General features: G+C 71.7%; 20 protein-coding genes and 1 pseudogene. 10 read left to right on the top strand and 11 right to left on the bottom strand.

The window, feature by feature from the left end; all coding sequences use genetic code 11:
* The first annotated feature begins 33 nt into the window (after window positions 1–33).
* Both ftsH and folE read left to right on the top strand, forming a co-directional pair.
* The gene (ftsH, locus tag QIS99_RS22440; protein ID WP_282515386.1) at window positions 34–2079 is read left to right on the top strand and encodes an ATP-dependent zinc metalloprotease FtsH; all 2046 of its coding nucleotides are present in this window, start codon (window positions 34–36) and stop codon (window positions 2077–2079) included.
* A gap of 140 nt (window positions 2080–2219) precedes the next feature.
* Window positions 2220–2825, top strand: coding sequence for a GTP cyclohydrolase I FolE (gene folE / locus QIS99_RS22435; RefSeq protein ID WP_282515385.1), 606 nt, complete (start codon window positions 2220–2222; stop codon window positions 2823–2825).
* Window positions 2826–3006: 181 nt separating this feature from the next.
* Here folE and QIS99_RS22430 read toward each other — a convergent pair whose 3' ends face one another.
* The 6 genes from QIS99_RS22430 to QIS99_RS22405 all read right to left on the bottom strand — a co-directional run bounded on the left by QIS99_RS22430 (window position 3007) and on the right by QIS99_RS22405 (window position 7948).
* Complete coding sequence (locus tag QIS99_RS22430) at window positions 3007–3495, bottom strand: DUF3180 domain-containing protein (RefSeq protein ID WP_282515424.1); 489 nt, start codon at window positions 3493–3495, stop codon at window positions 3007–3009.
* 76 nt (window positions 3496–3571) lie between these two features.
* A complete protein-coding gene (folK, locus tag QIS99_RS22425; RefSeq protein ID WP_282515384.1) occupies window positions 3572–4168 on the bottom strand; it encodes a 2-amino-4-hydroxy-6-hydroxymethyldihydropteridine diphosphokinase in 597 nt (198 codons plus the stop codon).
* Window positions 4165–4524 (bottom strand): dihydroneopterin aldolase, encoded by a 360-nt coding sequence (gene folB, locus QIS99_RS22420; protein WP_282515383.1) that lies wholly within the window; start codon window positions 4522–4524, stop codon window positions 4165–4167. Before folB ends, folK begins: the two co-directional genes overlap by 4 nt.
* A gap of 190 nt (window positions 4525–4714) precedes the next feature.
* Window positions 4715–5215, bottom strand: coding sequence for a nuclear transport factor 2 family protein (locus QIS99_RS22415; RefSeq protein WP_282515382.1), 501 nt, complete (start codon window positions 5213–5215; stop codon window positions 4715–4717).
* Window positions 5212–6075 carry a dihydropteroate synthase gene (gene folP / locus QIS99_RS22410; RefSeq protein ID WP_282515381.1) on the bottom strand — a complete coding sequence of 288 codons (864 nt, stop codon included), beginning with the start codon at window positions 6073–6075 and terminating at the stop codon, window positions 5212–5214. Before folP ends, QIS99_RS22415 begins: the two co-directional genes overlap by 4 nt.
* 55 nt (window positions 6076–6130) lie before the next feature.
* On the bottom strand, window positions 6131–7948 hold the full coding sequence (locus QIS99_RS22405; RefSeq protein ID WP_282515380.1) for a phosphatidylglycerol lysyltransferase domain-containing protein: 1818 nt from the start codon (window positions 7946–7948) through the stop codon (window positions 6131–6133).
* 221 nt (window positions 7949–8169) lie between these two features.
* Between QIS99_RS22405 and QIS99_RS22400 the strand changes: the two are divergent.
* A pseudogene (locus tag QIS99_RS22400) lies at window positions 8170–8289 on the top strand (esterase); the annotation flags it as partial.
* Window positions 8290–8325: 36 nt separating this feature from the next.
* Here QIS99_RS22400 and QIS99_RS22395 read toward each other — a convergent pair.
* Window positions 8326–9489, bottom strand: a complete 1164-nt coding sequence (locus tag QIS99_RS22395; protein ID WP_282515379.1) for an ABC transporter ATP-binding protein — start codon at window positions 9487–9489, stop codon at window positions 8326–8328.
* Window positions 9490–9687: 198 nt separating this feature from the next.
* Here QIS99_RS22395 and QIS99_RS22390 point away from each other — a divergent pair, with 198 nt between their 5' ends.
* From QIS99_RS22390 to QIS99_RS22375, 4 genes are all read left to right on the top strand, one after another.
* The gene (locus QIS99_RS22390; protein ID WP_282515378.1) at window positions 9688–10404 is read left to right on the top strand and encodes an ABC transporter permease; all 717 of its coding nucleotides are present in this window, start codon (window positions 9688–9690) and stop codon (window positions 10402–10404) included.
* The gene (locus tag QIS99_RS22385; protein WP_282515377.1) at window positions 10401–11075 is read left to right on the top strand and encodes an ABC transporter permease; all 675 of its coding nucleotides are present in this window, start codon (window positions 10401–10403) and stop codon (window positions 11073–11075) included. Before QIS99_RS22390 ends, QIS99_RS22385 begins: the two co-directional genes overlap by 4 nt.
* A gap of 54 nt (window positions 11076–11129) precedes the next feature.
* Window positions 11130–12101 carry an ABC transporter substrate-binding protein gene (locus tag QIS99_RS22380; protein WP_282515376.1) on the top strand — a complete coding sequence of 324 codons (972 nt, stop codon included), beginning with the start codon at window positions 11130–11132 and terminating at the stop codon, window positions 12099–12101.
* Between the two features lie 190 nt (window positions 12102–12291).
* Window positions 12292–13431, top strand: a complete 1140-nt coding sequence (locus tag QIS99_RS22375) for a coiled-coil domain-containing protein (protein ID WP_282515375.1) — start codon at window positions 12292–12294, stop codon at window positions 13429–13431.
* Between the two features lie 76 nt (window positions 13432–13507).
* On the opposite strand, the gene QIS99_RS22370 is transcribed toward QIS99_RS22375, so the two are convergent.
* Together QIS99_RS22370 and QIS99_RS22365 are read right to left on the bottom strand one after the other, a co-directional pair.
* Complete coding sequence (locus QIS99_RS22370; RefSeq protein WP_282515373.1) at window positions 13508–14848, bottom strand: PH domain-containing protein; 1341 nt, start codon at window positions 14846–14848, stop codon at window positions 13508–13510.
* Window positions 14845–15363, bottom strand: a complete 519-nt coding sequence (locus QIS99_RS22365; protein ID WP_282515371.1) for a PH domain-containing protein — start codon at window positions 15361–15363, stop codon at window positions 14845–14847. The genes QIS99_RS22370 and QIS99_RS22365 overlap by 4 nt, the downstream gene beginning before the upstream one ends.
* A gap of 186 nt (window positions 15364–15549) precedes the next feature.
* Between QIS99_RS22365 and QIS99_RS22360 the strand changes: the two genes are divergently transcribed.
* Window positions 15550–16710: an NADH-quinone oxidoreductase subunit D gene (locus QIS99_RS22360; protein WP_282515370.1), complete on the top strand. Its 1161-nt coding sequence runs from the start codon at window positions 15550–15552 to the stop codon at window positions 16708–16710.
* Here the strand turns inward: QIS99_RS22360 and QIS99_RS22355 are convergent.
* Window positions 16675–17724, bottom strand: coding sequence for an SAM-dependent methyltransferase (locus QIS99_RS22355; RefSeq protein ID WP_282515369.1), 1050 nt, complete (start codon window positions 17722–17724; stop codon window positions 16675–16677). The two genes, QIS99_RS22360 and QIS99_RS22355, sit on opposite strands and share 36 nt — an antisense overlap.
* A gap of 136 nt (window positions 17725–17860) precedes the next feature.
* On the opposite strand from QIS99_RS22355, the gene QIS99_RS22350 reads away from it, so the two are divergent.
* Together QIS99_RS22350 and QIS99_RS22345 are read left to right on the top strand one after the other, a co-directional pair.
* On the top strand, window positions 17861–19063 hold the full coding sequence (locus QIS99_RS22350) for a sensor histidine kinase (protein WP_282515368.1): 1203 nt from the start codon (window positions 17861–17863) through the stop codon (window positions 19061–19063).
* Window positions 19064–19133: 70 nt separating this feature from the next.
* Window positions 19134–19799, top strand: coding sequence for a response regulator transcription factor (locus QIS99_RS22345; RefSeq protein ID WP_282515367.1), 666 nt, complete (start codon window positions 19134–19136; stop codon window positions 19797–19799).
* A gap of 93 nt (window positions 19800–19892) precedes the next feature.
* On the opposite strand, the gene QIS99_RS22340 is transcribed toward QIS99_RS22345, so the two are convergent.
* Window positions 19893–20999 carry a DUF5937 family protein gene (locus QIS99_RS22340; RefSeq protein ID WP_282515366.1) on the bottom strand — a complete coding sequence of 369 codons (1107 nt, stop codon included), beginning with the start codon at window positions 20997–20999 and terminating at the stop codon, window positions 19893–19895.
* Window positions 21000–21125: the final 126 nt, after the last annotated feature.

Genomic DNA, 21125 nt, shown 5'->3' with positions numbered 1-21125 from the left:
GCAGGAGGGACGGGGCGACACCGCTCCGTATGGATGGACGTGAAGCGATACTTCCGTGGGCCGGTCATGTGGATCGTGCTGGCCGTCCTCGCCGTGGTCGTGTTGATGCAGGTCGTCGGCTCGTCCGGCGGCTTCAAGACGGTGGACACCGCGCAGGTCATCAAGGCCATCGACGACAAGCAGGCGCAGACCGCCAAGCTCACCACCGGTGACGAACAGACCATCAAGGTCGAACTGAAGGACGACGCAGACAAGGGCAAGTACGGCGGCAGCGCCAAGATCCAGGCGAGCTACATCGGCGACCAGGGCGCCCAGCTGGCCACCAAGCTGCAGCAGAACTACGAGAACGGCGACATCAAGGACGGGTACACCGTCTCGCCCTCCAAGCAGAACCCGTTCGTCGGGATTCTGCTCTCGCTGCTTCCCTTCGTCCTCATCGTCGTCGTCTTCCTGTTCCTGATGAACCAGATGCAGGGCGGCGGCTCCCGAGTCATGAACTTCGGGAAGTCCAAGGCCAAGCTGATCACCAAGGACACCCCCAAGACGACGTTCACCGACGTCGCCGGCTCGGACGAGGCCGTCGAGGAGCTCCACGAGATCAAGGAGTTCCTGCAGGAGCCGGCCAAGTTCCAGGCCGTCGGCGCCAAGATCCCCAAGGGCGTGCTGCTCTACGGCCCGCCCGGTACCGGCAAGACGCTGCTCGCGCGTGCCGTCGCGGGCGAGGCGGGCGTGCCGTTCTACTCGATCTCCGGCTCCGACTTCGTCGAGATGTTCGTCGGCGTCGGCGCCTCCCGGGTCCGTGACCTCTTCGAACAGGCCAAGGCGAACGCCCCGGCGATCGTCTTCGTCGACGAGATCGACGCGGTCGGCCGCCACCGCGGCGCCGGCCTCGGCGGCGGTCACGACGAGCGCGAGCAGACCCTGAACCAGCTGCTCGTCGAGATGGACGGCTTCGACGTGAAGGGCGGCGTCATCCTGATCGCCGCCACGAACCGCCCGGACATCCTCGACCCGGCGCTCCTGCGCCCCGGCCGCTTCGACCGGCAGATCGCCGTCGACCGCCCGGACATGCAGGGCCGCCTGGAGATCCTCAAGGTCCACCAGAAGGGCAAGCCGGTCGCCCCGGACGTCGACCTCTCGGCCGTCGCCCGCCGCACCCCCGGCTTCACCGGTGCCGATCTCTCCAACGTCCTGAACGAGGCGGCCCTGCTGACCGCCCGCTCGGACGGGAAGCTGATCGACAACCACTTCCTGGACGAGGCGATCGACCGTGTGGTCGCGGGCCCGCAGAAGCGGACCCGGATCATGTCGGACAAGGAGAAGAAGATCACCGCGTACCACGAGGGCGGTCACGCCCTGGTCGCGGCGGCCTCGCCGAACTCCGACCCGGTCCACAAGATCACGATCCTGTCCCGCGGCCGCGCCCTCGGGTACACGATGGTGCTCCCGGACGAGGACAAGTACTCGACCACGCGCAACGAAATGCTCGACCAGCTCGCGTACATGCTGGGCGGGCGCGCGGCCGAGGAGCTGGTCTTCCACGACCCGACCACGGGCGCCGCGAACGACATCGAGAAGGCCACGACCACGGCCCGCGCCATGGTCACGCAGTACGGCATGACCGAGCGTCTCGGTGCCATCAAGTTCGGCGGTGACAACACCGAGCCGTTCCTCGGCCGTGAGATGGCGCACCAGCGGGACTACTCGGAAGAGGTCGCCGCGCTGGTCGACGAAGAGGTCAAGAAGCTCATCGAGACCGCGCACAACGAGGCGTGGGAGATCCTGGTCGAGAACCGTGACGTCCTCGACAACCTGGTCCTGCAGCTCCTGGAGAGGGAGACGCTGGGCAAGGAGGAGATCGCCGAGATCTTCGCGCCGATCGTGAAGCGCCCGGCCCGCCCGGCGTGGACCGGCTCGTCGCGGCGTACGCCGTCGACGAGGCCCCCGGTGCTCTCGCCGAAGGAGCTGTCGCTCACCAACGGCGCCAACGGCACCCCCGCGGTGACGGCGGCGACGGAGGCGACGACTCCGGCGGACCTGACGAAGTCCCCCGCCCCGGAGGACCGCCCGGAGAGCTGATCACCGGTTCCCGGCCGTCACGGCAGGCCCGGAATGTATGCCGCGCCCCTCTGGTTCTAGCCTTGAGGGGCGCGGCTTTTTGTGTGCGCACACGGCAGACGTAGAGGAACGCTGCCCGTCGTAACAGGAACGAGGCACAGATGACCGACCCGGTGACGCTGGACGGCGAGAGCTCGATCGCCGAGTTCGACGAGAAGCGAGCCGAGAACGCCGTACGAGAACTCCTCATCGCGGTCGGCGAGGACCCGGACCGGGAGGGGTTGCGGGAGACGCCGGGGCGGGTTGCGCGGGCGTACAGGGAGATATTCGCGGGCCTCTGGCAGCAGCCGGAGGACGTGCTCACCACGACGTTCGACCTGGGCCACGACGAGATGGTCCTCGTGAAGGACATCGAAGTGATGAGTTCCTGTGAACATCATCTGGTCCCCTTCGTCGGTGTCGCCCACGTCGGGTACATCCCGTCCACGGACGGCAAGATCACCGGCCTGTCCAAGCTGGCCCGGCTCGTGGACGTGTATGCGCGCCGCCCTCAGGTGCAGGAGCGGCTGACCACGCAGATCGCGGACTCCCTGATGCACATCCTGGAGCCGCGCGGGGTGATCGTGGTCGTGGAGTGTGAGCACATGTGCATGACGATGCGAGGCGTGCGCAAGCCCGGCGCGAAGACGCTGACCTCGGCGGTGCGCGGGCAACTGCGGGACCCGGCGACCCGGGCCGAGGCGATGAGCCTGATCATGGCCAAGTGAGGCCCTGATCATGGCCAAGTGAGGCCCTGATCATGGCCAAGTGAGGCGACGGGTCGGTCTGACGGGTCTGACGCGTCGGGCAGGTCTGGCAGGTCTGGCGGGGGTGCCCCGGAGCGTTTGGTTCCGGGGCACCCCCGTGGCCGTGGGCATGCCGAAGCAGGCCTCGGGGAGTTCGGGACGGTCAGGCCGCCGCCCCCACCTCGTCGTCGTCCCCGTCCCCGTCCTCCGGGAGCTTGCAGACGCGCTCCAGGAACAGCGCCGCCGCGATCACGGCCGCGCCGGCCAGGACCGCGAAGCCGGCGTAGATGGCCTGGTCGCGGCGTGCCGGGACCTCCAGGAGGCTGAGCAGGAAAACGCCCGCCCCGCCGTACACCCCGGTGACGAGCGCGGCGACGAGGGCGCTGGCCTGGCCGAAGACCAGGGCGCGGGCGGCCATCATCGGGTCCACGCCCTTCGCGCCGGGGCGGCGCTCGCGCTGGGCGCGGAGCCGGGAGCGGATGGAGAGCGCGGTCGCGAGCAGCACGGCGGCGATCACGCCGAGCACGATCGGCGCCGCCAGCGGGACGCTCGGCAGCTCCCCGAGCGAGTCCCAGAGCCGGGCGCCCGCCCAGGACAGCACCCCGGCCGCCAGGAACAGGCCGATCAGCGTCCGGATGCGCAGCTGCTTCACGGTGGCGGTCGCCTCTTTCGTCATGCTTCGTCCGGGTCCCCGGGCCCTGGCGCGGGCCCCGTGCTGACCCTAACGACTACTCGGGCAGCCGGAGTTCCAGGTCCACGCGGGGCGTGACGCCCGCGCGGGTGACCTGGCCGAGCAGCTCGGCGACGGGGCCGCGGCCGGGGATCTGCGCCTCGGGGTCGACGTCGTACCAGGGGGCGAGGACGAAGGCCCGCTCGTGCGCCCGCGGGTGCGGGAGGGTGAGCTCGGGGTCGTCGGAGACGACGTCCTGGTACGTCACGATGTCGACGTCGATGGTGCGCGGGCCCCAGTGCTCGTCCCGTACGCGGTGAAAGGCCTCCTCGACCGCGTGTGCGCGCTCCAGGAGCGAGGACGGGGGCAGGGTGGTCTTGATGACGACGACCGCGTTGAAGTACGAGGGCTGGCTGCCGGGCTCGACGCCCCAGGGCTCCGTCTCGTACACCGGTGAGACGGCCTTTACGCGCAGGCCGGGGGTGTCCTCCAGGGCGTCGACGGCACCCTGGAGGGTCTCCAGGCGGTTGCCGAGGTTGCTGCCGAGGCTGATCACGGCGAACTTGGGGTTGTTGAGGGTGGCGTCCGCGGCATCCACCTGTGCCACCACGGAGGCGGGCACCGGCTGCACGGTCGGGTCGCTCTGCGCTTTCATGCGTTGCTCCGGGTGATCGTGATGGTGACGTCGTCGAAGGGGACCGTGATGGGGGCGTCCGGCTTGTGGACGACCACCTCGACCTCCTGGACCCCCGCGTGCTTGAGGCACTGCTGTGCGATGCGCTCGGCCAGGGTCTCGATGAGGTCGACGGGCTCGCCCTCGACGACGGCCACGACCTCCTCGGCGACGATGCCGTAGTGCACGGTCTTCGCCAGGTCGTCGTCGGCCGCGGCCGGCCTGGTGTCCAGGCCGATGACCAGGTCCACGACGAAGGTCTGGCCCTCTTCGCGTTCATGGGCGAAGACACCGTGGTGCCCGCGGGCCTTGAGGCCGCGCAGCGCGACACGATCCACGCGAATCACTCCTGCAATCGTCGGTTCGGCGGGTCCGGGCCGAGTGCGGTCGGCTCGCGGGACCCATTCGAATCTACCTGCGGGTGCTGACAGTGCGTGCCCATGGGGGCTCTGGACATGCCGGTCTTGGGCTGGTAGCCGCCCATACCCCGGCGGCGGGGAATCCAATCCCGGCAGGGCGCCTACCCACTCAGGCGGGTGTTTCGCCGCCCTCGGAGCTGCCGTCGCCCTCTTCGTCCTCGGTCTCGGCGAGCACCGGCGAGGCGTGGTGCGACCACAGCTTCCAGCCGTCGGGCGTGCGGTGGAACACATTCGTGGCGACCACGAGCTGGCCGACCAGCGGGCCCAGGTCGGCGCCCTCCTCGGCGGGGCCGCCGCTGAGGATGTTCTCCGTACAGCTGACCAGGGCGGTGTCGGCGTGCACCGAGACCTTCACATCGGTGAGGAAGAACTGGATGTATTCGGTGTTCGCCATGATCAGGGCGTACGACCTGAGGACCTCGCCGCGTCCGGAGAGGGCGGGCCAGCCGGGGTGCACGCAGGAGACGCCGACGCTCTCCTCGTCGTCCGCGGCGCCGGGCTCGTCGCGCAGCCAGAGGTCCGAGACCGCCTCGAAGTCGCCGCGCTCCAGAGCCTCGTAGAAGGACGTGTTGGCGGTCTCGACGGCTTCGATGTCGGTACGGGGCGTCACTGGGCTCCTTCTACGGCGCGGGCTACGCGGACGGCGTCGGCGGTGGCGCGCACCTCGTGGACGCGGACCGCCCAGGCGCCCTCGTGGGCGGCGATGGCGGAGACCGCGGCGGTGGCGGCGTCACGTTCACGCGCGGGCGGCGGGGCGGAGTCCGGCCCTGCGGCCAGGACCCGGCCGAGGAAACGTTTCCGGCTGGCGGCGACCAGGACCGGCAGGCCGAGGGAGCGCAGTTCCTTCATGTGGGCGACCAGGGCGAGGTCGTGCTCGGCGTCCTTGGCGAAGCCGAGGCCGGGGTCGAGGACGATCCGCTCGGGGGCCACCCCGCCCGCGACAACCGCCTCCACGCGCGCGTGCAGCTCGCTCACGACCTCGCCGACGATGTCCGCGTACACCGCGCGGCTGTTCATGTCCTCGCTGAAGCCGCGCCAGTGCATGACGACGAACGGGGCGCCGGCGGCGGCGACGGCCGGGATCATCGCGGGGTCGGCGAGGCCGCCGCTGACGTCGTTGACGAGGCGGGCGCCCGCGGTGAGCGCGGCCTCGGCGACGGCGGCGCGCATGGTGTCGACGGAGACGGCGACGCCCTCGGAGGCGAGGCCGCGCACCACGGGCACGACCCGGCGCAGCTCCTCGTCCTCGTCGACCCGGGTGGCGCCGGGCCGCGTCGACTCGCCGCCGACGTCGATCAGATCGGCGCCCTGGGCGACCAGGTCGAGGCCGTGCTTGACGGCGGTCGTGGTGTCGAACCAGCGGCCACCGTCGGAGAAGGAGTCGGGCGTCACGTTGACGACTCCCATCACCGCACAGCGGTCCCACTCCGGAAGGCCTTCGACCGTGCCCCGGCCGCGCAACGTACTCATGCCTCCAGCGTAGGCCCGTACGGGGAGTGAGCCGTACGGCAGTGGTCGGGAGGGCTCAGACGACCTGCACGCCGCGCTCCCGCGGCCGGGCCGCGGAGGTGTGCGGGCAGGGGCGCCGCGGGCCGGGGCGGGGGTGCAGGAAGCGGGGCAGGGCGAGGGTGACGAAGCCCTCGGCCTGCATCGCGGCGACGCCGATGCGCGGCAGGTCGCGGTTGTTGCGGAAGACCACGAAGCGGGGCTCCCAGCGGGGGCGGAATTTGGCGTTGAACTTGTACAGCGACTCGATCTGGAACCAGCGCGACAGGAACACGAGCAGCCCGCGCCAGCCGCGCAGCACCGGCCCCGCGCCGAGCCGTTCACCGCGCGCGAGGGCGGAGCGGAACATCGCGAAGTTGAGGGACACACGCGCGATGGCGAGTTTCGGGGCGGCCTGCAGGGCGGCGACGATGAGGAGTTCGTTCATGCCGGGGTCGGCGGCGCGGTCGCGGCGCATCAGGTCGAGCGAGACTCCGTCCGCGCCCCAGGGCACGAAGTGGAGGATCGCCTTCAAGTCGCCGTGGGGGCCGGGTACTTCGTCCCGCCTGTGCGCGGTGGCGATCAGACAGTCGCCGTCGGTGGGGTCGCCGATGCGGCCGAGGGCCATGGAGAAGCCGCGCTCGGTGTCGGTGCCGCGCCAGTCGTCGGCGGCGCGCCGGACCCGCTCCAACTCGGCCGCGCTCAGGTCACGTACGCGCCGTACCCGGGTCTCGTAGCCACTCCGCTCGATGCGTTTGACCATCTGGCGCACGTTGCGCATGGCGCGCCCGGAGAGGGAGAAATCCCCCACGTCCACCACCGCCTCGTCGCCGAGTTCGAGGGCGTCGAGGCCGGTCTCGCGGGTCCAGACCTCGCCGCCGGTCTCCGAGCAGCCCATGACGGCGGGGGTCCAGGAGTGCTTGCGCGCCTCGTCCATGAACCGCTCGATGGCGCCGGGCCAGGCCTCCACGTCGCCGATCGGGTCGCCGCTCGCGAGCATCACGCCGGAGACGACGCGGTAGGTGACGGCCGCCTTGCCGCTGGGCGAGAACACCACGCCCTTGTCGCGGCGGAGCGCGAAGTGGCCGAGGGAGTCGCGGGCGCCGTGCCGGTCGAGCAGGGCGCGCAGGCGGGTCTCGTCGTCCTCGGTGAGCCGGGCGGCCGGGTGTTCGGGGCGCAGGGCCAGGTAGACCGTGGTGAGCGCGGTGAGCATGCCGAGGGCGCCGAGGGAGTAGCCGACGGTCCAGCCGGTGCGCCCGGTGTACGCGAGGGGCCCCTCGGCGCCGAACAGGCCGTACACGACGTGGGTGAGGTAGTCGGCGAGGCTCGGGTCGCCGACGACCTTGCGCGGGTGGGTGGCGACGATCACCGTGCCGAGGGTGAGCGAGAACGAGCCCATCAGGAAGAAGTTGGCCAGCGCCGGCCGGCGGCTGCGCGGGTCGGGCAGCGCGGAGAACTCGCCCCGGTGGCGCAGCAGCAGGGCGAGCAGCAGGCCGGCGATCAGTACGCCGACGAGCGAGTGCCGGTACGCGAACTGGGCCGCGGCGCCCGCCGGGAGCAGAAACACGGCCGCCCGCCAGGCCCTCCGCTTGCGGCGCCTGAGGCCGTGCGCGAGGAGCAGCAGGAGGACGCCGGCGCTGAGGGCGAGCGCGGAGGCGAAGGGGCCGAGTGCGCCGGGCAGGACCTCGGCCAGGGCGTGCAGGCGGCTGTGCCGGAAGCGCGGGAAGACGCCGGCGGCGATGTCAAGGAGGCCCACGAGCGTGCAGGCGGTGGCGACCAGGTACGGCACCTTCTCGGGGCGGGGGCCGCGCAGCATGCGCCGGACCCGGTGAGAAGCCGCCGCAACCCCACCCGACATTTCCCCATCTGTCCTGACTGACATCGCATCCCGTGGTTCTGCGAGAGAGCTGAAGCCCGGCTTCTGCGGTTACGCCGGACAAATTGCGCCCTCTAGGACGGTGCTTGTGGGAGGCGGGTTCACTCTCCGCCCGGAAAACCGGTGCATGAGGATCGGCGTCCGGGCGCGCGTCCGGCGGAAAGCGCAGGCAGGACGCTCTGGTCGAGGCCGGCGGGGCGCACCGGGCGCCCACCCGGATGTTCTCGATCGTCCTCGACAGCGGCGGCCACAACCTCACCACCTGGCGGCGGGAGATCCCGCAGGCCCTGGCGTGGATGAGCGAGCGGCTTTCGGTCAAGTGACGCTTCCCGTAGGGGAGTCGGTTTTCCCGGTACGGCTCAGCGCACCGTGACTGTCTCCAGGTCGACCTCCGCGCGTGTGATGGACCGGGCGTCCGCGGTCGTCGAGCGGCGCAGCGCCTCGTGCAGGGTCGCCGGGGTCAGGACGCCGAGGAAGCGGCCCGTGGAGTCCTCGTCGATCACCGCGATCCAGCCCGCGTCGTGCTGCAGCATCGTGGCGAACGCCTGCTTCAGGGAGGCGCCGACGGGCAGCCAGGCCTCCATCCGGCGGGCCCGGTCGCGCACCGTGCCCTTGCTGCCGGTGTGCTCGGCGGAGATCCAGCCGTGAAGGTTGCCCTCCGCGTCCAGGACGACGGCCCAGGGGGCGCCCTCGGCGCGCAGCTGCCCGGCGGCGCGGTCCAGGGGGTCGTCGAGCCGTACGACCGGGGGCTGTTGCAGGTCGCCCTCCTCGATCGGCGTGACCGAGAGGCGCTTCAACCCCCGGTCGGCGCCCACGAATTCGGCGACGTACGGCGTGGCGGGGGCGCCGAGGACGGTGGCCGGGGCGTCGTACTGCTCGATGCGGCCGGAGCCGTAGACGGCTATGCGGTCGCCGAGGCGTACGGCCTCCTCGATGTCGTGCGTGACGAACAGGACCGTTTTGCGCACGGCCGCCTGGAGCTTCAGGAACTCGTTCTGCAGGTGCTCGCGGACCACCGGGTCGACCGCGCCGAACGGCTCGTCCATGAGGAGCACGGGCGGGTCGGCGGCGAGCGCGCGGGCCACGCCGACGCGCTGGCGCTGGCCGCCGGAGAGCTGCTCCGGGTAGCGGGCGCCGTGCACGGACGGGTCGAGGCCGACGAGTTCGAGGAGTTCGGCGGCGCGGGCGCGGGCCTCGGCGCGCTTGACGCCGAGGAGGTGCGGGACGGTCGCGGTGTTGTCCAGGACCGTCTTGTGCGGGAACAGGCCGACCTGCTGGATCACGTAGCCGATGCGGCGGCGCAGCTCGACCGGGTCGACGCCGGATATGTCCTCGCCGTCGAGCAGGATCCGGCCCGAGGTGGGCTCGATCAGCCGGTTCACCATCTTCATCGTCGTGGTCTTGCCGCAGCCCGACGGGCCTACGAGGGTGACGAGTTCACCGTCGGCGACCTCGAACGACAGGTCGTCGACGGCCGTGGTGCCGTCGTCGTACCGCTTGGTGACGTGCTCGAACCGGATCACGGCTCCCCCTTGTGGTGGGCGTTTCGTGAACCTCATGTTGCGGCAGGACGACGGCTATCGGCGATTGTCAGTGCTGGGGTTTAGGGTCGCCGACAGACAGGTGTTCGGGGGACATGCGCTCGGGGGACGGGGCCCGGGCCTGGGTCCGGGCGTGGTTCCGGGCTGGTTCCGGTGGCGTTGTGGGGGAGGTGGGGCCGGATGGACGGGCGAAACTGCCTGGTCGACAACGACTGGGTGTGCGCGGAATATGTCCGCACGCGCAGCCAGGAGTTGATCGACGCGACGCTTCAGCATGTGGGCATCACGGCCGCCTCGATCCTCATCGGGCTCGCCGTCGCGCTGCCGCTCGCGCTGCTCGCGCGCCGCAGCAAGGTCTTCGCGGCCCCGGTCCTCGGCCTCACCACGGCGCTCTACTCGGTGCCGTCGCTCGCGATGTTCTCGCTGCTGCTCCCGGTGTTCGGCCTCTCGGCGGCCCTGGTCGTGACGGGCCTGGTGCTGTACTCCCTGACGGTCCTCGTGCGGAACATCCTGGCGGGACTCGAAGCCGTCCCGGAGGAGGCCCGCGAGGCCGCACGCGGGATGGGGTACGGGCCGTTCCGGCAGCTGTGGGAGGTCGAACTCCCACTGGCGCTTCCCGCGTTGCTGGCGGGGGTGCGCATAGCCACGGTCGCCACGGTCGCGCTGACGACGGTCGGCGCCCTCGTGGACTACGGCGGTCTGGGCGGCCTGATCATGTCCGGCCTGCGCAGCGACTTCAAGGCGCAGGTGCTCACCGCCTCGGTGCTCTGTGTGCTGCTCGCGGTCGGCGCGGACCTGCTGCTGCTCGCCCTGCAGCGGTGGCTCACGCCCTGGACGCGCATACGGTCGGGGCGCGCCCCCGGCGTCCGTACGGCAAAGGTGGTCGAGCCCGCATGAACGCACTGCAGGATGCCTTCGCCTGGCTCACCTCGGCCGCCAACTGGCACGGCGAGAAGGGGATAGGGCACCGCCTCGGCGAGCATCTGTACTTCAGCGGTACGTGCCTGGCCGTCGCCTGCCTGATCGCGCTGCCCCTCGCCCTGTGGCTCGGTCACATCGGCAAGGGCGGAGCGCTCGCGGTCAACCTCTCCAACGTGGGCCGCGCGGTGCCGACGCTCGCGGTGCTCGTGCTGCTCACGCTCACCCCGCTCGGGCGGTACGGCGACCTGCCGACGCTGATCGCCCTGGTGCTGTTCGCGGTGCCGCCGCTGCTGACCAACGCGTACATCGGGATGCGCGAGGTCGACCGGGCTGTGGTGGAGGCCGCGCGCGGCATGGGGATGAGCGGGCGTCAGCTGTTCCTGCGGGTGGAACTCCCGCTGGCGTTCCCGCTGATCATGACGGGGCTGCGCTCGGCGGCCGTCCAGGTCGTGGCCACGGCGACGCTCGCCGCGATGGCCGGGGAGGGCGGCCTCGGCCGGATCATCACGGCCGGGTTCAACCTCCAGGACACCGCGCAGGTGGTGGCGGGCGCGGTGCTTGTGGCGGCGCTCGCGCTGCTCGTGGAGGGGGTGCTGGTGGCGCTGGGCAAGGTGCTCGACCCGATGCGGGGCAGGGCGCTCCCGTAGGACAACTGCTTCTCGTACGACAACGGCCGTGACGACATTGATTGGTGATACCCCATGAAGCACTTTGGGCAGGGCATCCGCAGGGCGGCCGCGGCGGTGGCCGTCGTCGGCCTGGCCGCCGGCCTCACCGCCTGCGGCGGCAAGAGCCTGGAGGACAAGGGCGCCGGCAGCGAGGGCGGCGCCGGCAAGAAGGGCACGCTGGTGGTGGGTTCGGCCGGATTCACCGAGTCGAAGGTGCTTGCCGAGCTGTACTCCCAGCTTCTGCGGGACGCCGGATACAACACCTCGATCAAGACGGTGGAGAACCGCGAGCTTTACGAACCGTCGCTGGAGAAGGGCGACATCGACGTCGTACCGGAATACGCGGCGACGCTCGCCGAATTCCTGAACATCGACAAGAACGGCCCGAAGGCGAAGCCCGTCGCGTCGAGCGATGTGGAAGACACCGTGGCCGCGCTGAAGAAGCTCGCCGAACCGCGCGGCCTGAAGGTACTCCCGGCCGGAGCGGCCGTCGACCAGAACGCTTTCGCGGTCAGCAAGGAATACGCGCAGAAGAACAACCTCAAGACGCTTTCCGACCTGGGCCGCTCGAAGTTGAAGGTGAAGATCGCCGCCGGTGACGAATGCGAGGTCCGGCCGTTCTGCGCACCGGGGTTGAAGAAGACGTACGGCATCGACGTGACGGGCGTCGACCCCAAGGGCGTCGGCACGCCGCAGGCCAAGCAGGCCGTCAAGGACGGGGAGGACCAGCTGGTCCTGACCACCACCACGGACGCCACCCTGGAGAACTTCGGCCTGGTCCTGCTCAAGGACGACAAGAACCTGCAGAACGCCGACAACATCCTTCCCGTGGTGAACGCCGAGGACGCGGGCGACAAGGCGATAGCCGACGCGCTCGCGAAGCTCACCGAGACGCTGACGACCGAGGACCTCATGGAACTCAACCGCAAGGTCGACGCGGAGCGCGTGAAGGAGGCCGACGCCGCGAAGGAGTACCTGGAGGCGAAGGGGCTGCTCAAGAAATGATCTTGAGTTCGGGTCGGCATTCCCAGGCGTGCCGGGCCGAAGTCCGGGCCGAAGTGCGGACCCAAGTGGCAAGTAACGGGAGGGGGTTACCGTTGGTTGCCGCTTGAACCGGTTCGGCGTACGTAACCACAAGGGAACACTTTCCCGGGCGGGGGTTCGTCCGTCGTGCACGCGCGGTAAGTTTCTGGCCATGCCACGTGGACGTCACCGCCATTCCCCACCCCTGCACAGGCTGCTTCCCCCCTCGACGGTCGCCGGTGTCTCACTGGTCTGCGCCGCCGCAGCTTGGCTGGTCGCGGAACCCGTGGTGCTCCGCGGCCTGGTCGCCGGTGCCGCAGCAGCGGCCGTCGTCGGCTCGGTCGTCATGCGCCGATGGGACCGGGTCGCCGGCAAGCGCGTCGCGGAACTGACCCGGGCCAGAGCGAGCGACGAGTGGAAGCACGAGGAACGCACAGCCGAGCTGGAGTCCGACCTCGAAGAGTCGCGGGAGCTGCGCGCGAAGCTGGAGGCCAAGCTCCGCGCCAAGCGCACCGAACTCGCCGCCCTGCGCTCCGAACACGCGGCGCTGCTGCGCCGGTACGCGACCGCGGAGACCGAGCGGGCCAGCGCGCTCGAAGGCCGCAGACGCCTCGCGATCGAGGCGTCCGCGCCGGCGAAGGCGCTGCCCGCCGGAGGCGGCACCGGTCACGGAGGCAGCGCCGGTCACGGAGGCAGCGCCGGTCACGGAAACGGCACCGGTCACGGAGGCGCCGCCGGTCATGGACACGGCACCGACCGGGTTAACGGCGCCGGCCGCGTCGACGGCGCCGCCCGCAGTGAGCCCGCCACGTCGGCCCGCGTCCCGAGCCCCGCGCTCTACCGCCGGGCCAACGCCGCGCTGGACCAGCTGACGCGCGACGGCGCGAGGCGTGAGGGGGCGGACGCGGCACAGGGGAAGTCCGAGGCGGCCGGCGCACAGTCGCGTACGGCCGCCCTCACCCCGGCCCCGCGGCACTACCCCGTACCGGCCGCGACCGCGGCGTCGGCCGCGCCGTACACCCCGGCCGCCCGGAGGGCGCCCCGCCCCGTCGGCGGCTTCGACTTCTTCGGCGCGATGAGCCCGGAGGCGGAGCAGGCCGAACCAGCTACTGCACAGCCCGGTCAAGCCGAACAAGCCGTACGGGACCAGGTCAGGGCGATCGAGAACAAGGACCTCGCGGACGTGATCGGCGAGGAGGCACTCGGCGAGGCCGACGCGGAGGACCTTGCCGTCGGCGAGGTCATCGACCTCACCGCCCACGACGACACGGAACAGCTCGACCTGGCGGATCTGCGCAGCGCGATCTCGTAGGGCACGGAGCACGTCACCAGGTACCTGCGAGGGGGCCACGGCCGGAAGGCCGTGGCCCCCTCGCGCGCAGCCGGACCTACGTCGCCATCCACCGATCCGGCCGCGCCGTCCTGCGCCCGGTGCGCGAGCGGTCCGCCTGGGCCTGGAGCAGGAGTTCCGCCTCCGCCGCGTCCCGCAGCCGCGCGGCGACGGACGTGTTCGCACCGGTCTCCACGTGGAGGCCGGCCACACCGTTGCGCCGCTCCCAGGGCCCCTGAGTGAGCCGTACGCTCTGCACCTTCGCGTGCGGGACCAGGCTGAGCGTGCGGCAGAGCAGCCCGCGCCGGGCCGTGAACACCGCGTCCGTCACGGCGAGTCCGTGGCCGCGCCACCACACCGGCAGGCACCACCGCGCGCGTGCGGGCGGCCGGGACAGCTCGTCCGGCTCCGGCACCGTGACGCCCGGCAGGATCCGGGCGATCACCGACACGGCCAGCTCGCGCGGCGCGACCGGCACCAGGACGCTGTTCGACGACCCGGCGACGTCCAGCTCCACCCGCACCCAGCCGCGCCGCCGCCACAGCAGCGGCTCCACGATCCGTACGGTCTGGACGCGGCCGGGCGGCACCGTCTCGTGCTCCTTGTCGAGCAGCCCGTGGTCGAGCCGCAGGCCGTCCGGGGACGCGCCGACCCGCCAGTCGTACTGCTTCACGAACTTCCCCACGCTGCTCGCGCCCGCCGCGCCGAGCAGCGGCAGTCCGGTGCCGATCAGCAGGCCGATGCTGTGCGTGGCCAGCCACAGCAGCGGCGGCACGGCCAGCGCGGCGACGAGCAGCACCCAGGTCGTGCCGGTCAGGAGCAGCGAGAGGGCGAGCTGTTTGGGCGGTACGTGGACGAGGTTCGCGACCGGGGCCTCGCCGACGTCCCGGGCCGTCTCGGGGGCGAACCCGGCCGCGCGGGCGAGGAGTTCGGCCCGCAGCGCGGTGGCGTCCCGCTCGCTCAGGTAGGCCAGCTCGTCCTTGGAGTCCGTGCCGATGACGTCCATCTTCAGCTTGGCGACGCCGGCGACGCGGGCGAGCAGCGGCTGGTTGACGTCGACGGCCTGGAGGCGGTCGAGGCGGATGTGGGCGGTGCGACGGAAGAGCAGTCCGGTGCGGATCCGCAGCTCGGTCCCGGTCACCGCGAAGTGCGTGAACCACCAGCTGAGGAAGCCGTAGAGGGCGGCCGCGAGGACGAGTCCGGCGCCGCCCAGCAGCAGCGTCTCCACGGCCAGGTCCGTGACCCGCCGGTACACGCCGTCCGGATCGTGCACCGCCCAGCCGGCCCCGACCGCGAGGGGCGCCCAGGCGCGGCGCAGGGGCGTGACGGGGTGCAGCCGGCGCTCCTGCACGGCGCCCGCGCCGGGAGCCTCCGCCGGTGGTCCGTCCGTGGGGTTCACAGGCCCGCCGATCGTGCCTCGCCCAGCTCGGTGAGCCGGTCCCGCAGGCGTTCGGCCTCGCGCGGGTCGAGCCCCGGCAGCGTCGCGTCCGTCGCCGCGGCCGCGGTGTGCAGCTGCAGGCTCGCGAGCCCGAACTTCCGCTGCAGCGGCCCCGATTCGACCTCGACGAGCTGCATCCGGCCGTACGGGACCACCGTCTCCTCGCGCCACAGCACGCCGCGCTGGATCAGCAGGTCGTCGGCGCGCTCCGCGTACCGCCAGGACCGCCAGTTGCGGCCGAGCAGCGGCCAGCCCCACAGCAGCAGGCCCGCGGGCAGCGCGGCGAAGGCCGCCCATGCCGGGCCCGCGAGGAGCCCGAGGAGCAGCCCGACGGCCACGGCCAGCGGCACCATCCACAGGACGAGGAGCAGCCGGCGCAGCGTGAGCACGGCCCGCGGCAGCCCCCGCCAGGCGGGCTCCGGCTCCACCGCCGTCCCGCCGGGAACCGGCTCTCCGCCCGCGGACGCCGCACTCATCGAAGTCCCCTTCATCCCTGTCTCCGCCTACTCATCCCTGTTCCCGTCTGCTCATGCCTCTCCCGCCTCCCCATCCCTCCCCGTCTGCTCATGCCTCTCCCCGCCCCCATCCCTGTCCCTGTCCCCGTCTCCTCCATCCCTGTCCCCGTCTCGATCGATGTCAGTGCCGTACGACACACTGTGCGTATGAGTACCAAGACGGATCCGAAGATCAGGACCGTAGGCGTCGGCGGAGCCGCGGAGAGCACGGACATGGTGCTCAACATCGGCCCCCAGCACCCGTCCACCCACGGCGTGCTGCGCCTGCGCCTGGTGCTCGACGGCGAGCGCATCCAGCACGTCGAGCCGGTGATCGGCTATATGCACCGCGGCGCGGAGAAGCTCTTCGAGGCGCGGGACTACCGGCAGATCGTGATGCTGGCCAACCGCCACGACTGGCTCTCCGCCTTCTCCAACGAGCTGGGCGTGGTCCTCGCCGTCGAGCGGATGCTCGGCATGGAGGTGCCCGAACGCGCGGTGTGGACGCGCACGCTGCTCGCCGAGCTGAACCGCGTCCTCAACCATCTGATGTTCCTTGGTTCGTACCCGCTCGAACTGGGCGGAATCACCCCCGTCTTCCATGCCTTCCGGGAGCGGGAGGAGCTCCAGAACGTCATGGAGGAGGTCTCCGGCGGCCGCATGCACTACATGTTCAACCGCGTCGGCGGCCTCAAGGAGGACCTTCCGCTCGGTTGGACGTCGCGCGCCCGCCACGGGGTTGCCTCGGTCCGCTCGCGGATGGACGTGTACGACCGCCTGGTCCTCGGCAACGAGATCTTCCGCGGCCGCACACGCGGAGTGGGCGTCCTCACCCCCGAGGCGGTGCACGCGTACGGGGTGAGCGGACCGATCGCCCGTGCCTCCGGCGTCGACTTCGACCTGCGCAGGGACGAGCCGTACCTCGCGTACGGAGAGCTGCAGCAGGAGCTGAAGGTCGTGACGCGGCAGGAGGGCGACTGCCTGGCCCGCTTCGAGTGCCTCCTGGAGCAGACGCACAACGCCCTGGACCTCGCCGACGCCTGCCTGGACCGGATCGCGGAGCTGGAGCCGGGCCCCATCAACCAGCGCCTGCCGAAGGTCCTCAAGGCCCCCGAGGGGCACACGTACGCCTGGACGGAGAACCCCCTCGGCATCAACGGCTACTACCTGGTGTCCAAGGGCGAGAAGACCCCGTACCGCCTCAAGCTGCGCTCCGCCTCGTACAACAACATCCAGGCGCTGACCGAGCTGCTGCCCGGGACGCTGGTCGCCGACATGGTGGCGATTCTGGGGTCACTGTTCTTCGTCGTCGGTGACATCGACAAGTAGCGCCCGCAGGGGTACGTCCACGGGCTGGAGCAGCCAGCCGAAGTCGCCGAGTCCGCCCTGCGCGGTGAGCTCGGCGGCCTCGCCCGCGTGCGTGAGGGCATGGACGTACGCGGTCGGGTCGGTGCTCGCCAGGGCCAGCGGGGGCCGGGCGCCCGAGACGCCGAGTGCGGTGAGCGCGGTGCGCTGGTCGGTCAGCTTCGCGCCGGGCAGTGCGCAGGCGTCGAGCGCCACATGGGCGGTCAGGTCGCAGGAGCCGTCGGGCACGGGCCGGCACTCGTGGCCGTCCCGGAACCCGGTCAGGGTGCCGAATCCGGGTCGTGCCCCGCGCGTGTGGTGGTAGTCCACGGCCACCGCGAGGCCCCGCTCCAGACAGCCGACGGCCGCCGCCCAGGCCGCGTCGCGCGGACCGCCCGGCTCCGCGCGCAGCCCGGGTTCCCACGCCTTGAGCGGCCACCAGCGCTCCAGCCACTCCGCGTCCGCGCCGGACGGCTCGGGCCCGAGGGATTCGGCGCCGCCCCGGTCGACCAGCACCAGGCGCGGCACGCCCTCGCCGTCGACCTCGACCACGTCCACCGGCACGTTGTCCAGCCACTCGTTGGCGAACAGCAACCCGCTCACGCCGTGCGGCACTTGGGCCGTCCACACGATGCCCGGGTCGTCCAGGGCCTCCGGCCGGGGCGCGCGCTCCACCGCGTACGCCCGCACGCGCGCCGCCACCTCGGCGGGCAGCGCGCGCAGCACCCCGGCCGTCAGCTCGCCCCGCCCGGCGCCGACGTCGACGAAGGCCAGCTCCGCCGGGGCGCCGAGCGCGGCGTCGACCCGGCACAGCAGCCCGGCCACGGCCTCGGCGAAGAGCGGCGAGGCGTGCACGGATGTACGGAAGTGGCCCGCGGGGCCCTCGGGCCGCAGATAGAAGCCGTCCGGGCGGCCGTAGAGCGCCTCCTCGGCGGCCTCGCGCCAGCCCCGCGGCCACCCCGCACTCGTACCGGCCGTCTCGGCCGCACCACCCGTCACGCCGCACCTCGCCCTGCTCACGTCTGCCGTCCCACGGGAAAGGCTATGCGCCTCCACCTTGGGGAGTACGAGCTGTCGTACGGGATCGACCCTGCGGCTGACCCTGCACGAGTGGCGCGTACCTACGCTGGGTTATGTGCAGCGCCTCTATGAATTCCTCCGCAGACACCCCACGGGCGTCGACAGCTTCTGGGCTGTCGTGCTGCTCATGGTGTCCGTCGTGGGGCTGGCGTCGCAGGGCAACAGTCAGGGGCGCGAGCCGGGCGTCGCCGAGGTCGTGTTCTCCGTCGTCGCGTGCCTCGCCGTCGCGCTGCGCCGCAAGTGGCCGGAGCAGATGCTCCTGCTGGTGGCCGCGATGGGGGTCGGGCAGCTGATCGCGGATGTGAGCGTGCTGCCCGCGGACTTCGCGATGCTGGTGCTGATCTACACCGTGGCGGCCGAAGGGGCTGACTGGGCACGGCGGTTCGCGCTCGTCGGCGGCCTGTGCGCGGCGCCGATCTCGCAGATCGCCTGGCCGAACGAGCACAGCGGCGTCTGGGGCAACATTCTCATCGCGGGCTTCACGATGGTGCCGTTCGCCCTCGCCTGGGTGCTCGGCGACTCGATCCGCACCCGTCGCGCGTACTTCGCCCAGCTGGAAGAGCGCGCGGCCCGGCTTGAGCAGGAGCGCGAGGCGCAGGCCAAGGTCGCGGTCGCCGCCGAGCGCGCCCGGATCGCCCGCGAGCTGCACGACGTGGTCGCGCACAACGTCTCGGTGATGGTGGTCCAGGCCGACGGCGCCGCGTATGTCATGGACACCGCGCCCGACCAGGCCAGGAAGGCCCTGGAGACGATCTCCGGCACGGGCCGGCAGGCGCTCGCCGAGATGCGCCGGCTGCTCGGCGTGCTGCGCACCGGGGAGCAACAGGAGAGCGGCGAGTACGTGCCGCAGCCGGACGTCCAGCAGATCGACGAGCTGGTCGAGCAGGTCCGCCACTCCGGCCTGACCGTCGACTTCCGCATCGAGGGCACCCCGCGCCCGCTGCCCAGCGGCGTCGAGCTGACCGCGTACCGGATCGTGCAGGAGGCGCTCACCAACACGCGCAAGCACGGCGGCGACAACGCGGGGGCCAGCGTCCGGATCGTCTACTTCGACGACGGGCTCGGCCTGCTCGTCGAGGACGACGGCAAGGGCGCCCCGCATGAGCTGTACGAGGACGGGGGCGCGGACGGCCGTGGCCACGGACTCATCGGGATGCGGGAGCGCGTCGGCATGGTCGGCGGCACCCTGGACGCGGGGCCGCGGCCCGGCGGCGGGTTCCGGATCAGTGCCCTGCTGCCGCTCAAGCCCGCCCATTGACGCCCAATGACGCCCATTGACGCCCGCTGACACCTGTCAGCCCCTGCTCCTCCCGGAGGTCGAACCGGAAATGCCGATCCGCGTGATGCTCGTCGACGACCAGGTGCTGCTGCGCACCGGGTTCCGCATGGTGCTCGCCGCACAGCCGGACATGGAGGTCGTCGCGGAGGCCGGCGACGGTGCCGAGGCCCTGGAGGTGCTGCGCGCCACCGCGGTCGACGTGGTGCTGATGGACGTACGGATGCCGCGCCTGGACGGCGTGGAGGCCACGGCCCGCATCTGCTCGGGCCCGAACCCGCCGAAGGTGCTGATCCTGACCACGTTCGACCTGGACGAGTACGCCTTCTCCGGGCTGAAGGCGGGCGCCTCCGGGTTCATGCTCAAGGACGTGCCGCCCGGCGAACTCCTCGGTGCGATCCGCTCGGTGCACAGCGGCGACGCGGTCGTCGCGCCCTCGACGACGCGGCGCCTGCTCGACCGCTTCGCGCCGATGCTGCCGCAGACCGGCCGCGAACCGCAGCACAAGGAGCTGGAACGTCTCACCGACCGCGAGCGCGAGGTGATGATCCTGGTCGCCCAGGGCCTCTCGAACGGCGAGATCGCCGCCCGCCTGGTCCTCTCCGAGGCCACGGTGAAGACCCACGTCGGCCGCATCCTCACCAAGCTGTCCCTGCGCGACCGCGTCCAGGTGGTGGTCCTCGCGTACGAGACGGGGCTGGTGCGGGCGGGAGGCTGAAGCTGCGGCCAAATGCAGCCCCTCCGGCGTTGAGACGGGGGCCCTGGTCGAGCGAAGCCGAGAACCTGGCCGAGCGAGCCGAGAGTTTGGCACCTACCGCAGCACCCCCTCGATGAAATCGCTGCCGAGCCGCGCGACCGCCGTCAGGTCCAGCTGATGCAGGACGTAGCGGCCGCGGCGGCGCGCCGTGAGCAGCCCGGCCTTCTTCAGGACCGTGAGGTGCCGGGAGATCTCCGGCGCCGTCATGCCGTGCGCGTCCACCAGCTCGCTGGTGGTGTACGCGCCGCGCGCCAGGTGCCGGCAGAGCCGCATCCGCACCGGGTGGGCCAGCGCCTCCATACGGCGCGTCAGCTCCTCGACGGAGGCCGGCGCGGTGGGACGCGGGGCGCTCACGGGGTACGTGATGGCGGGCTGCCAGCCGTACCGGTGCAGCACGAACAGGTGCGGCCGGCCCAGGCTGGTGGGCACCAGGACCAGGCCGCCGTCCCCCGTCGCCGTGCGACCCTCGGACAGCTTGTCCACCGTGATGCGCTCGGCCCGCTCGTCGAGCGCGACCGCCGCCGACACCGCGCCCAACGTCTCCCTGAGGCCCTTGTGGCGCAGCAGTTCCGTCTTGTGCCGGGCGTCCGCCGCCAGTTGGTGTTCGAGGCGTCCCCAGATGTCCGCGAAGAACGCCTCCTCGCAGTCCTCCATCAGCTGCCGGAACCAGGTCCGTATGTGCGGCGGGTCGTCCAGCAGGCGCTTGGTGAAACGGACTTGGGGCGCGCCGCGCGCCGCCGCGAGGTCAAGGGCCCGCTTGCGCGCCGCAGCGTCGTTCAACGGGTCCGGCGCCACCGTGTCGTACGTCAGCTGGCAGGTGAACTCCAGGGCGATGTCGACGAACGTCTCGTCGCTCAGCGTGTCGAGCAGGTCCAGCTCGGCGGCGAGCGTGCCGCCGGGCAGCGCCCTGGCGCCCGGTATCCCGGCGAAGGGCGCGAAGACGTCCGAGAACGTCGTACGCCACAGGAAGTCCGCCTCGCACAGCCGGTCGGCGAGGCATGCGTCGAGGCCCGCCGAGACGGCGGTGACCCAGCCCTGCAGGCCCGGGTGGTGACCCGGTTCGCTCAGCGCGTGCAGCGCCATGCCCAGCTCCGCGAGGGGAGAGGGCACGACGGAGATCCGCTCCGGCGGGAGGCCCGCGATGTCGATGGTCACGCTCATGTCCCCATGGTGCACGGCGGGTCCGACAACGCCCCGGTCGATTGACGGCTCCCGTCAATCGACGCGACAGCCCCGCCCGGGCCCGCCCACTCTGGAGACGTCGACGCGACCGGGGCTTTCCGCGGG

It is taken from the genome of Streptomyces solicavernae, assembly GCF_029968095.1.
Classification (GTDB): domain Bacteria; phylum Actinomycetota; class Actinomycetes; order Streptomycetales; family Streptomycetaceae; genus Streptomyces; species Streptomyces solicavernae.
This window is presented reverse-complemented; position numbering and strand designations above follow the sequence as displayed.